Origin of the sequence: Oceanobacillus sp. CFH 90083 (assembly GCF_009389585.1) — a bacterium.
GTDB lineage: Bacteria > Bacillota > Bacilli > Bacillales > Amphibacillaceae > Oceanobacillus.
The window spans coordinates 154723-167002 of record NZ_VIYG01000001.1; the positions used below are offsets into that span (position 1 = coordinate 154723).

General features: G+C 38.9%; 14 protein-coding genes. 3 read left to right on the forward strand and 11 right to left on the reverse strand.

The window, feature by feature from the left end:
- Positions 1–77: 77 nt before the first annotated feature.
- The 4 genes from sigF to FLK20_RS00855 all read right to left on the reverse strand — a co-directional run bounded on the left by sigF (position 78) and on the right by FLK20_RS00855 (position 2992).
- Positions 78–845 carry an RNA polymerase sporulation sigma factor SigF gene (gene sigF, locus FLK20_RS00840; RefSeq protein ID WP_370453149.1) on the reverse strand — a complete coding sequence of 256 codons (768 nt, stop codon included), beginning with the start codon at positions 843–845 and terminating at the stop codon, positions 78–80.
- Entirely contained in the window at positions 841–1281 is a 441-nt protein-coding gene (gene spoIIAB, locus FLK20_RS00845) for an anti-sigma F factor (RefSeq protein WP_152654667.1), read from the reverse strand. The genes sigF and spoIIAB overlap by 5 nt, the downstream gene beginning before the upstream one ends.
- Entirely contained in the window at positions 1278–1631 is a 354-nt protein-coding gene (gene spoIIAA / locus FLK20_RS00850) for an anti-sigma F factor antagonist (RefSeq protein ID WP_152654668.1), read from the reverse strand. Before spoIIAA ends, spoIIAB begins: the two co-directional genes overlap by 4 nt.
- A gap of 182 nt (positions 1632–1813) precedes the next feature.
- Positions 1814–2992 (reverse strand): D-alanyl-D-alanine carboxypeptidase family protein, encoded by a 1179-nt coding sequence (locus FLK20_RS00855; protein ID WP_152654669.1) that lies wholly within the window; start codon positions 2990–2992, stop codon positions 1814–1816.
- 154 nt (positions 2993–3146) lie between these two features.
- Between FLK20_RS00855 and FLK20_RS00860 the strand changes: the two genes are divergently transcribed.
- Positions 3147–3869 (forward strand): 3-ketoacyl-ACP reductase, encoded by a 723-nt coding sequence (locus FLK20_RS00860; RefSeq protein ID WP_152654670.1) that lies wholly within the window; start codon positions 3147–3149, stop codon positions 3867–3869.
- Between the two features lie 80 nt (positions 3870–3949).
- Here FLK20_RS00860 and FLK20_RS00865 read toward each other — a convergent pair whose 3' ends face one another.
- From FLK20_RS00865 to FLK20_RS00880, 4 genes are all read right to left on the reverse strand, one after another.
- The gene (locus FLK20_RS00865) at positions 3950–5242 is read right to left on the reverse strand and encodes a pyrimidine-nucleoside phosphorylase (protein ID WP_152654671.1); all 1293 of its coding nucleotides are present in this window, start codon (positions 5240–5242) and stop codon (positions 3950–3952) included.
- 148 nt (positions 5243–5390) lie between these two features.
- Positions 5391–6569 (reverse strand): phosphopentomutase, encoded by a 1179-nt coding sequence (gene deoB, locus FLK20_RS00870; protein ID WP_152654672.1) that lies wholly within the window; start codon positions 6567–6569, stop codon positions 5391–5393.
- Positions 6570–6704: 135 nt separating this feature from the next.
- A complete protein-coding gene (xerD, locus tag FLK20_RS00875) occupies positions 6705–7595 on the reverse strand; it encodes a site-specific tyrosine recombinase XerD (RefSeq protein WP_152654673.1) in 891 nt (296 codons plus the stop codon).
- A 2-nt stretch (positions 7596–7597) separates the two neighbouring features.
- Positions 7598–7795, reverse strand: coding sequence for a DUF4227 family protein (locus FLK20_RS00880; protein ID WP_152654674.1), 198 nt, complete (start codon positions 7793–7795; stop codon positions 7598–7600).
- A 240-nt stretch (positions 7796–8035) separates the two neighbouring features.
- Between FLK20_RS00880 and FLK20_RS00885 the strand changes: the two genes are divergently transcribed.
- Complete coding sequence (locus FLK20_RS00885; RefSeq protein ID WP_152654986.1) at positions 8036–8902, forward strand: fructosamine kinase family protein; 867 nt, start codon at positions 8036–8038, stop codon at positions 8900–8902.
- A gap of 130 nt (positions 8903–9032) precedes the next feature.
- Here the strand turns inward: FLK20_RS00885 and fur are convergent, their stop codons facing one another.
- The 3 genes from fur to FLK20_RS00900 form a co-directional block, all read right to left on the reverse strand.
- A complete protein-coding gene (fur, locus tag FLK20_RS00890) occupies positions 9033–9506 on the reverse strand; it encodes a ferric iron uptake transcriptional regulator (RefSeq protein WP_152654675.1) in 474 nt (157 codons plus the stop codon).
- Positions 9507–9687: 181 nt separating this feature from the next.
- Positions 9688–10332 carry a stage II sporulation protein M gene (gene spoIIM / locus FLK20_RS00895; protein ID WP_152654676.1) on the reverse strand — a complete coding sequence of 215 codons (645 nt, stop codon included), beginning with the start codon at positions 10330–10332 and terminating at the stop codon, positions 9688–9690.
- Positions 10333–10541: 209 nt separating this feature from the next.
- Positions 10542–11084, reverse strand: a complete 543-nt coding sequence (locus tag FLK20_RS00900; RefSeq protein ID WP_152654677.1) for an NUDIX hydrolase — start codon at positions 11082–11084, stop codon at positions 10542–10544.
- Positions 11085–11339: 255 nt separating this feature from the next.
- Here FLK20_RS00900 and FLK20_RS00905 point away from each other — a divergent pair, with 255 nt between their 5' ends.
- Entirely contained in the window at positions 11340–12260 is a 921-nt protein-coding gene (locus FLK20_RS00905; RefSeq protein ID WP_152654678.1) for an aldo/keto reductase, read from the forward strand.
- The last annotated feature ends 20 nt before the right edge of the window (positions 12261–12280 follow it).

The following is a 12280-nucleotide window of genomic DNA, read 5'->3' on the forward strand; positions in this document are numbered from 1 at the left end:
TAATCTATTGTGGACTTATTCTTTTCTTAACATGAAAAAAAGCTTATCTGTGCTATTTACACAAATAAGCTCGGATTTTATCCTGCATCCATACTTTTCTTCATATCTTCTAATATCTTTTTCTCCAGTCTGGAGACCTGCACTTGAGAAATTCCAAGTCTTTCTGCTACTTCTGTCTGTGTCTGATCCTTATAATAGCGTAAGTAAATAATTAATCTTTCCCGCTCGGTAAGGGAACGGACAGCTTCCTGAATGGATAATTTTTCAAACCACCTGGAATCCTGTTCTGCAATTTGATCTAATAAAGTAATGGAATCACCATCACTTTCATAGACGGTTTCATGAATGGATTGAGGTGATTTTGCAGCCTCTTGTGCATGGACAATTTCTTCCGGATCCAGCTCCAGTGCTTCTGCTAATTCATTAATCGATGGAGAACGACCTAAATCTTTCGCCATTTCTTCTCGTTTACGGCGAATTTTATTCCCCATCTCCTTTAAAGACCGGCTTACCTTTACACTGCCGTCATCACGAATGAAACGCTGTATTTCACCAATAATCATAGGCACAGCATAGGTAGAAAATTTCACATTGTAGGACAAATCAAATTTATCCACTGCTTTGATTAACCCAATACTTCCAATTTGAAATAAGTCATCAGGATCATAACCCCGATTGACAAACCGCTGCACGACAGACCAGACAAGCCGGACATTACGGCGGATAAGCTCTTCCCTTGCTTCGTTATCACCTGATTGGCTTAATCGAATCATTTTCTTTACCTGTTCATTGGAAAGCTGCTCTCTTTCCTCCGTTTTATGAATATTCACGTCAGATGCCCTAATTATAGACCGTTTTTGATTTTGATAATTGCTTCTTCATATAAACGGAAGTCCCTTTTTCAGGAGCAGAAATGACTTCCACGGTATCCATGAAATTTTCAATAATCGTAAAACCCATGCCGGATCGTTCCATTTCTGGTTTTGATGTAAATAAAGGTTCCCTTGCTTCATCCACATTTATAATACCTTGTCCCTCATCACGAATGGTCAATTCGATTTCCCCGTCATACAGGACACAATCAATATATACCTTGTGATGCGGCTCGCTTCCATAGCCATGGATAATGGCATTGGTCACCGCCTCAGAGACAACCGTTTTAATTTCTGTTAATTCCTCCATTGTCGGGTCCAGCTGTGTGACAAAGGATGCAACGGCAACTCTGGCAAAAGCCTCGTTTTCACTTATGCTTGAAAAAGAAAATGACATTTCATTCCTCATGATGTCACCCCCAAGCCTTGAAGTGCACGATCTTCATTTTCTTCTAAACGGATAATCTTGAAAAATCCCGACATATCAAAAAGTCGGTGCAGGGAAGGAGCTACAGAACAAAGAACCATTTCTCCCCCTAATTGCACAATCTCTTTATAACGTCCTAAAACAACTCCTAATCCAGAGCTGTCCATGAAGCTTACTCCCTTCAAATTTAAGATGATATGTTTAATGGAATGCAGATAAATCCAATCCTTCCACGTATCTCTTAATCCTTCTGCTTCATGATGATCCAATTCACCTTCCATACGTACAATCAGCACATCGCCTCTTACTTCAAATTCAGTTTGTAATCCCATGTGCAATGCTCCTCCTCTTTGTTGTGAAATAGTTATCCTTTTTGCTTAAAGTATCTGTTCAAAAAACCCGAAAAAATTTTCCCTATATCCATTTTGACGGGTCTTTTGAACATCCTTATATAAGGGATTCTCTAAACAAATATCTATTTCCTGCCACTCGACAAAAGAAGTGGAAATACGTGTTAATCTTCTGCTTTCACCATTTTTTGCAAGGTTCGTTTGGTTAATTCCAGAATAGAAGCCTCTGTAATATCTTCTTTTACAATAAGCGGAGTAGTATATACAGGTTCATTATTCTCTTTCACAGTGAGCTCGCCGACAATTGTGCCTTCTTTTACAGGAAAATCCCATTCCTCTTGAATAGAAACCTCCGTTGTAACAGCAGGCTCCTCTTCTCCTTTTTTATGCAGAGTGTGAACACCCTGCTCTGTTACAATATCAAAATGATACGGCTCTGCTTTTATTTTGTTCAGTTGCGTTATCGTCTCTTCTTTAGCAAAAAGCTGTTTTGTATGATAACTTTGGAAGCCATAGTCCAGTAATCCGGATACCATTTTATTTCTTTCCTTAGGTGTTTCAGCTCCCATAACAACAGCAATCACCCGCATATCATCCCGTTTGGCCGTAGCTGTCAAACAATACTTTGCTTCATTGGTATAGCCTGTTTTCATACCATCTGCACCTGGATAGGAACGAATCAGCTTATTTGTATTTACAAGCCAAAACTCATTCTCTTCTCCCTGTCGTAAGTAATCTTCATAGATGGAAGTATAGCTTGTAATATCTTCATATTTTAATAATTCTCTTGTCATTACTGCCATATCATAAGCGCTGCTGTAATGATTAGCTGCAGGAAGCCCCGTGGTATTCATAAAATGTGTATTCTTTAGGTCCAATTCCTCCGCTTTTTCATTCATTGCTCTGACAAATTCTTCTTCTGTTCCTGCAATCGTTTCTGCCATGGCAACACTGGCATCATTTCCAGAAGCAATCGCTATTCCCTTGATTAAATCATCTACAGACATTTCTTCCCCGGCTTCTAAAAATACCTGGGAGCCTCCCATCGAAGCAGCGTATTCACTTACAACAACGATTTCCTCCTTAGAGATATCTCCTTTTTCTAAAGCTTCCATAATGAGCAGCAAGGTCATTATTTTTGTCATACTGGCCGGGGGCAATTGTTCATGTGCATCTTTATCAAATAATACTGCACCTGTATTTTGTTCTATTAAAATACCTGATAAAGCATCCTCCGCTAAGTCCCGGCCTTCTTCACCTTCCTCGTTTGCCAAAACAATGGAGTAGTTGAAAAACATCATTCCAATAAATAATCCAATCACGAATAAAATTCGTCGCTTCATACTGCTTCCCTCCAAATTACAATAATACTTTTAGGGTTTCCATATAGAGCAGATTTCATACTATTTTTTAGGAAGTAAAAGCATCTTTTTTGTTGTTTTAGCGCCTCTCATTTATACTAGGAATTAAATTGGAAAAATGAAGGGAGATCTGGAATTGAGTCAAAGTCTAAGTGGTAAAATTGCTTATATAACAGGTGGAAACAGTGGAATTGGCAAAGCAGCTGCTCACCAATTTGCAAAAGAAGGCATTCATCTTGGTTTAATTGCCAGAAATCAGGAAAGGCTTGAGAAAGTCCAACAAGAATTAGAGGTGTATGATATCGATGTAGTTACCTTCAGTGCGGATATTTCCAAGCATGATCAAGTAAAAGCTGCTGTCCAGACATTTGAACAGCAATTAGGAACAGCAGATATATTAATTAATAATGCAGCAATCAGTGCCTACGGCGACTTTCAGGATATGGCTGAAGAAGTCTGGAAGCATATTTTTGAAGTGAATGTTTTTGGAACATATCATGTCTTAAAAGAAGTTCTGCCACACTTTGTTAACAAACAAAAAGGGGATATTATTACGATTTCTTCAAGCAATGGATTAAAAGCAACTGCAGGTTCGACAGCCTACAGCGCATCCAAATTTGCGATTCAGGGCATGTCAGAAGCACTGATGCAGGAGGTTCGCAGAGAAAATATACGCGTATTTACGATGAACCCCAGCTTAGTTGCAACAGAGTTAGCTTTTGGTGACGAATTAGAAGAAAAAAATGAAGATAAGTATATGCAGCCGGAGGATATTGCGGAATATATGGTAGCGCAATTAAAATTAAATCAGCGCATCTTTATTAAGCAATCCTCACAATGGGCAACCAATCCATTTTAATGGTAAGAAAAGAGCTTAGAAACCCTGCTACAGTGATTTCTAAAGCTCTTTTTTAAACCGCCCTGTTTTAAATGCCATTCTTAATGAACAATATCTATAACACTTGGCTTTATTTGAACAGGATTTTTTGAAAAGGAAATAGCATCTTTTATTTTTTGAATAACAGCATCGTTATTTTCCATATTGGTATGAATGGTTGCCAGTTTATCACCTGCTTGCAGCTTTTCCCCCAGCTTTACATGGAAGGTGATGCCTACCTGGTGATCAATTTGATCGTCCTTTGTTTGTCGTCCGGCACCGAGCAGCATAGCGGCTTCCCCTATTTCCTGTGTTTCGATGGAAGCAATATATCCAGCCTCATCCGTCGTCACATTAATAGAATCCTTTGCTTCTATCTCATCAATACTGGACAAATCTCCATCCTGTGCTTCAATAAAGGTAACAAACTTTTCATATGCCTCTCCATTTTGAATCACCTCTTCAACAAGCTTTCTTGCTTGTTCCACGGTGGTTGCTTTTCCAGCTAAGAAAACCATTTGCGCTGCAATTTCTACGGATACATCGTATAAATCCTGACAATATTCCTGATCGCGCAGTAATTTCACTGCTTCCAAAACTTCATTTCCATTACCAATCTCTGCTCCGAGCGGCTGATCCATATTTGTTAAAATTGCTACGGTTTCCCGGTTCAGCTTTTTCCCGATAGCAACCATGGTCTCAGCAAGCTTTCCCGCTTCTTCCTCTGTTTTCATAAATGCGCCATTTCCGACTTTAATGTCCAGAACAATTGCATCTGCACCGGAAGCAATTTTCTTACTCATGATAGAGCTTGCTATTAATGGAATGGAGTCCACGGTTCCTGTCACATCTCTTAATGCATAAATCTTTTTATCTGCCGGTACTAAATTTCCTGACTGGCCGACTAATGCGATGCCCAGTTCTTTAACCTGTTCTTTAAATCTGTCTAACGGCAGCTCTGTATGAAACCCTTTAATCGATTCCAGTTTGTCTACCGTTCCTCCAGTATGACCAAGTCCACGCCCGCTCATTTTCGCAAACGGAATTCCTAATGCTGTTATGATCGGTGCAACAACAAGACTGACCTTATCTCCTACCCCCCCTGTAGAATGTTTATCTACAACGGTTGTATTTAAAAAGGATAAATCAATCGTTTCTCCGGACTTCACCATGACGTCTGTAAGTGCAGAAGTTTCATCACTGTTTAAGCCTTGAAAATAAACATTCATCAGCCAGCTAGAGATTTGATAATCTGGTATTGTATCGTTGACATATCCATTTACAATATGCTCTATTTCCTTATAGGATAATGCTTTACCATATTTTTTCTTGTTAATAATCTCTACCGTATTCATGTTGGCCACCCTCTCTTTTTAAAATAAATCACTTTATCGCAGTGTAACTGGCTGTAGGTCACAAAGGCGTTGCGACACGATGTCGCGAACTTAGCCTTTGTTCCTTATTCAGCGGGGGATGAAAAGAAAACCCCCACTGAATGAAGTTTCACTTTATCTCATCCAGAAAGCTCGTACCGTGTTCGGGTAATGTTACCTTAAAATTATCGGCGATGGTTGCACCGATATCCGCAAAGGTTGTCCGCAGCGGTAGCTTCTTTCCTTCTTTAATGCTGGTATGGTAAACAAGAAGCGGTACATACTCACGAGTATGGTCTGTGCCATGATGAGTCGGATCATTTCCATGATCAGCAGTAATGACTAATAAATCGTTATCCCGCAGCTGTTCGAGAATTTCCGGAAGCTGCTTATCATATGTCTCCAAAGCTGTTCCATAACCAATTGGATCTCTGCGATGACCATATTTTGCGTCAAAATCTACAAGGTTAAGAAAGCTTAATCCGGTAAAATCTTTTTTCAGAGAATCGCTTAGCTTTACCATGCCGTCATCATTATCTCTGGTACGGACAGCTTCGGTAACACCTTCTCCATCATAAATATCGGAAATTTTACCGAGGGCAATCACATCAATTCCAGCATCTTTTAATTCATTCATAACCGTGCGTCCAAATGGCTTTAAGGCGTAATCATGACGATTAGATGTCCGTTCAAAGGCCCCTGGCTCACCGATGAACGGACGGGCAATCACACGTCCCACCATATATTTTTCATCCAGCGTAAGCTCTCTGGCAATTTCACAAATCCGGTATAACTCATCGATTGGAACAATATCCTCATGGGCAGCAATCTGTAAGACAGAATCTGCTGATGTATACACAATCAGGCTGCCTGTTTCAACATGTTCTTTCCCGAGCTCTACTAATATTTCTGTTCCGGATGCGGGCTTATTGCCAATCACTTTTCTTCCAGTCTTTTCTTCTAATTCTTGAATAAGCTCATCCGGAAATCCGTCTGGAAATGTCCGGAACGGTTGATCGATACGTAGCCCCATAATCTCCCAATGACCAGTCATGGTATCTTTCCCGTTAGAGGCCTCTTGCATTTTTGTATAGTGTGCTTTTGGCTTCTCTGCCGGTGCTATTCCTTTAATCTCCCGGATATTACTTAAACCTAAGCTGCCCATGGCGGGCATATCAAGCCCGTTCATTTCCTTTGCAATATGTCCCAGTGTATCCGCTCCCAAATCATCAAACTTCTCCGCATCGGGTGCTTCTCCTATTCCAACTGAATCCATAACAATTAAAAATATACGTTTAAATGGTATCATTTGTATCTGCCTCCTATGTACTATATTCCCGAAACTACTACCCGGTATGACATCTCTTATAGATGTTAGATGTCTGACATCATAAGCATAAAGGAATTTCGTTTACTTGAAAAGTTTTTAGCTGTAAATATGTAATTATGCTCTCGGATGATACGATTGATAAATGTCCTTTAATCTCGCTTTGGTTACATGCGTATAAATTTGTGTCGTTGATATATCTGCATGGCCAAGCATCTCTTGTACAATTCTCAGATCTGCTCCATTTTCTAATAAATGCGTTGCAAAAGAATGCCTTAATGTATGCGGGGTGATGGTCTTATGAATCCCGGCTTCCAGCGCTAATCCTTTTAGAATTTTCCAGAATCCCTGTCTGCTTAAAGGGCGTCCATGCTGATTTACAAAAAGGGCATTTTCCTGTTTGTTTTTCCTGACAAGCTTTTTTCTCGCAGTCTGGATATATTCCTCCAGAACATTTTTTGCGGTATCTCCCAAAGGCACAATTCTTTCCTTTGACCCTTTCCCCATGCATTGAACAAAGCCCATCATTAAGTGTAAATCCTCCAATTTTAAGCCGATCATTTCAGAAACACGTAAGCCGGTAGCATATAATAATTCTAACATGGCTTTATTACGAAGAGACAGCGGTGTTAATGTGTCGATATTCAATAATCTGTCTACCTCTTCCTGAGAAAGTGTGTCTGGAAGCTTTCGGTCTCTTTTGGGCGTCTCAATGTGCAAGCTTGGGTCTGTATCCGCGATCCTCTCCCGTATTAAAAACTGATGAAAGGACCTGATAGAGGAAATATGTCTGGAAATCGTCGCAGTTGACTTGCCGCTGTCTTTTAATTCATATAAAAAACGCATAATATCGTTTCGAGTTATACCATTCCATGTCCGGTGACCAGCTTTTGTTACATTTTTTTCATAAGCAGTAAGATCTCTTTGATAAGAGACAACGGTATTATCCGACAGCCCTCTCTCTACCCGAAGGAAATGAAAGAAATCTTCTAATGCGTATTTCAACATGTCTATTCCCCTTTCAAAATATTAAATGGAAACCAAGAAATTCGTTCCTCGATTACCTTCATCGCCGGCCCCTCCGGCAAATCATAACGATGTATTTCTTGAAACTCGTTATATATAAAATACAGACATACTGTAAAGAAACAAGCTCCTAGCATAAACCAAATAAATATTTTAACAACTTCTTTAGCATGCTTTTCCATATTCTAACCTCCATCCGCCGTAGATTGTATCGTAAGTAAACACGTTTACAGTTAGAATATGCAAATAAGCCTTTCAAAAATACTTGAAAAAATGCTGACGTAAAAAAATCAATACATCCCTTTCTGCTAATATTATACATTGATTGGAAGCAGAGTTAAACTACAAACACTTTGACGCTTTTGTGTTATCCAGTTATATGACATACTGAAGTGAATGAAAAGGAGGTCGAAACCGTGCAGATGCTAGAAGAAAAATTAAGACAGCTTGGTGATAACTCCACTATCGAAACAGTGACTCCTGTTTCTGGAGGCGATATTAACCGGACTTACTATATAAAAACCGCAAAGCAAGCATATTTTATAAAAGCGAATAGTAATGTAAACAGCGATTTTTTCGAAGTGGAAGTAAATGGACTGGAAAGAATCCGTTCGACACAAACAATTGCTGTCCCGGAAGTTTATTACTTTGACAAACCCTCTGAAGAAGTCCAGGAGATGGTGCTGATCATGGAATGGGTTCAGGGAGAGAAAACAACAGCTGCAGAGCAACAACTAGGCAGGCAGCTGGCGACCATGCATTTAGCTGACGGATTCTCGCAGTATGGATTGGAGCAGTCAACTTATGCAGGAGAACTAATTCAGACAAATGGATGGCACGATGACTGGGTTGACTACTTTCGTGAACATCGCCTGCAACCTCAATTAGGTCTGGCTGCGCAATACAATCGAATGCACCAAAAAAGACGCTTAAAACTGGATGCATTAATTTGTGATTTAGATAAATATCTTCCAAACCAGCCACGGGTTTCCTTATTGCATGGCGATTTATGGGGAGGCAATTGGATTACAGGGCAAGCAGGACAACCTTATTTGATTGATCCATCCGTATTGTATGGAGATTATTTATTTGAGCTTGCTTTTACAGAGCTCTTTGGCGGTTTCTCAGCTGCTTTTTATTCTTCATATCAGGAAATTCTGCCGCTAGAAGATTATTATCAGGATGTAAAGCCGATTTACCAGCTGTTCTACCTGCTCGTTCATTTAAATATGTTTGGGGAAGCTTATGGAAGCAGCGTTGATCATATTCTAAAAAGATATACCAACTAAATAATCCATTTTCCTTACTGGCAGATTAGCATATATTTGTTATTCTGCCACATTTGATTTTTATCCATTGATTTATCAGCAATTAAAATAAAACCTTTCTCTCTTTTGGAAAAAGGTTTTACTCTGATGACTATGTTGCTTTTTGAACATCTTCTTCTTTTACTGCAGCTTTTTGGCACTGGCGACAAATCCCGTGAAAAGTCAGCCGATGATCCTTCACCTCAAAGCCCCAATCATTTTCAACAATTTGTTCTACTTCACCTAATAAATCATTCTCAATTTCTTCTACAGAACCACATTCAATACATACTAAATGATGGTGAAAATGCTTTGCGCCTTCTTTTCGCAAATCATATCTGGAGACGCCGTCACCAAAATTAATTTTGTCTACTATTTTCAATTCAGATAATAATTCTAATGTACGATACACGGTTGCCAGACCAATTTCTGGTGATTTCTCCTTGACAAGAAGGTAAACATCCTCCGCACTTAAATGATCTTCTTCTCTTTCCAGAAGCACGCGAACCGTAGCTTCCCTTTGGGGAGTTAGTTTGTAGCTATGCGAATGTAGCTGTTTTTTTATCTTTTCAATCCGATGTTCCATGGATAGTCGCCTCCCTCACTTTACATCTTCATTATATGCATCTATCTTCCATGTGTCAAAGGTATTCTCAATTATTATTAATAATAATTATAAAGTAGTATTTATTATCATATTATAATAAATGCGATTTTTCAAGCTGTAAACAAATAATGTAAAGTGACAGGCGCATAAAACACAACCATTAATTCGTATATCTTTCAATCCATTCTAACAAAAACGTATTGGATAAATAAGCTTCCAGCAATGCAGCTAACGCTGTCAATGCCATTAAAACGGCAAAAATGATAATCAACCGGATAAACGATGGCAAGACTTCCTGATAATGATGTTTTAATAGCAGCTTCTGCCATAATCCAATTGAAAATATCATCGCAATACTTCCAGCAATGATGTAGATCGGGATAATGAACAGGTTTTGAGGAGCAATCGATATAGCAGATAAAAGCAGCCCCTGCCCTCCCAGCTGATTTACCATAAAACCGACAGAAAAGCCGACTACGAGTCCTTTCATAAATATCATAATCCAAATAATTGGCAGTCCAATCATACTAAGCGCCAGTAAAATCATTAAGGAAAGATACTTTATATGATAGAGAAGACTTCCAATAAATATATCCTGCCGCCCAATTACTTCTCCGGCATTTGTTTGCTGCGTAAAGAACCTTTCCAAGTAAAAGAATAGATTTTGCTTCTGTACAAAATCCATACTATTTACTAAAATAGCCCCGAACACAATACCTGTCAGAAAAAGAATCGTTGTAAATAAATAAACTGTCGTATGCCGCTTTATATGTCTGATTACTAAATGATTAGAGGTGTTATGCATTGGAATCCTCCTGACTATAGTTCCTATACTTCAAACTATGAGAATTCCTCTGTAAACATACCTATTAATTTTTATCTTTTCATAGACCAAATAGTACGTGTTCAAAAAGGGCCAACGATTTTTGATGAGGCGAGTCATCGCAGCTTATCATTTGAGGACAACTTGAACATTCTTAAAATAGAACTGTACCAATAACAGCATTAGCTTCCTTACTTGTTTAATGCATGTAAATAAAGAATAGCATAATTTGTTTTTGCATCCTGAATACGGCCCTCATCTACGAGATTTTTAGCTTCGTCTAAGGTTACTTCTATTATTTCAACAAATTCATCGTCATCACCGGCGGGTGGGTGTTCCAATTTGATTAAATCATCGGTAACATAGATATACACGAGCTCGTTAGCAAATCCTGGAGACGTATAAAAATGAGTTACCTGCGTCAAATTGGTTGTGGTATAACCTGTTTCTTCTTCCAGCTCACGGACTGCAGCAGTCAAAGGGTTCTCATTATTTTCCAGCTTCCCTGCCGGAATTTCTATTAATGTTCTTTCTAATGGTTTACGGTATTGTTCTACGAGTACAATTTTATTATCAGGGGTAATTGGGATGACTGCTACAGCACCAGGATGATAGACAAGCTCTCTTTGGGCTGTTTCTCCATTTGGGAGTTTTACCTCATCCAGTTGAACATCTATTATATTTCCTTGAAAAATTTTCTGGGATGAGATTGTTTTTTCTTCAAAACGGTTCATATTTGCTATTCCACCTTTTTTAGTTTATGTGTCTTTCTATTTATTTTAATTGGTCAGTCTATCTTGTAGCAAGTCTATTCTGTTTTTCATTTAAAAAAAGGAAAAAGGCTTCGATTACCCACACCCTCGAGAACATTTGCAAAAACTTATACTTTCTTATTCTACAAAATACCTGCCAATAATGTATATTCATTGTATTCTTTTTCTTCTCCCTCTACAATATATGCATACGTTATCCACGCAAGGAGGAATAATATGAAGAAACGAAAGCTTGGCAAGAGCGATATAGAGATTTCTGACTTAACCCTTGGCTGCATGTCGCTGGGAACGGATGTGCAGCAGGGCAAAAAAATGATCGATTATGCGTTAGACAAAGGGATTAACCATTTAGATACGGCAGACCTTTATCATTTTGGCAAGAATGAAAAAATTGTTGGAGAAGCAATAAAACATCGCAGGTCAGATGTAATTATTACAACAAAAGTAGGGAATCATTTTGAAGAAGGAAAAGACGGCTGGTTCTGGGATCCATCAAAAAAATATATTCATCAAGCTGTCCGTGATAGTTTACAAAGATTAAAGACGGATTATATTGACGTGTATATGCTTCATGGTGGTACATTGGATGATCCAATGGCTGAAACCATAGAGGCTTTTGAAGAATTAAAGAAAGAAGGCTTCATTCGTGCATACGGTATTTCCTCGATTCGGCCAAATGTCGTCCGGGAATACACGATCCGGTCTTCTATTGATATTTTAATGACACAATACAGCCTTTTAGACAGACGGCCGGAAGAAGCAATTTTACCAATTGCAGCAGAAAATCAAATCAGCGTTGTAGCCCGCGGTCCATTAGCAAAGGGGCTATTGAGCAATAAAGCCGATGAAGTTCTTAATAAAAAAGGGGCAGAGGGCTATCTCGACTATTCTTACAGCGACTTAAAATCACTTTACTATGAACTGGAACAAGCGTTACCTGAAAGTACACTGCAGCAATTGGCAATGTATTACACTGCAAATCATCCTGCAATTACATCAACCGTATTTGGAGCAAGTTCTTTGGAGCAGCTAGAACAAAATATCGCTGTTCACCAATCAATAAATGAAATCACAGATGCAGCTTATCCGATTCTGCAACAGATTACTAAAGCTTCGCAATATGAGCAGCATCGTTAAAACCATTAATAAACAATGCA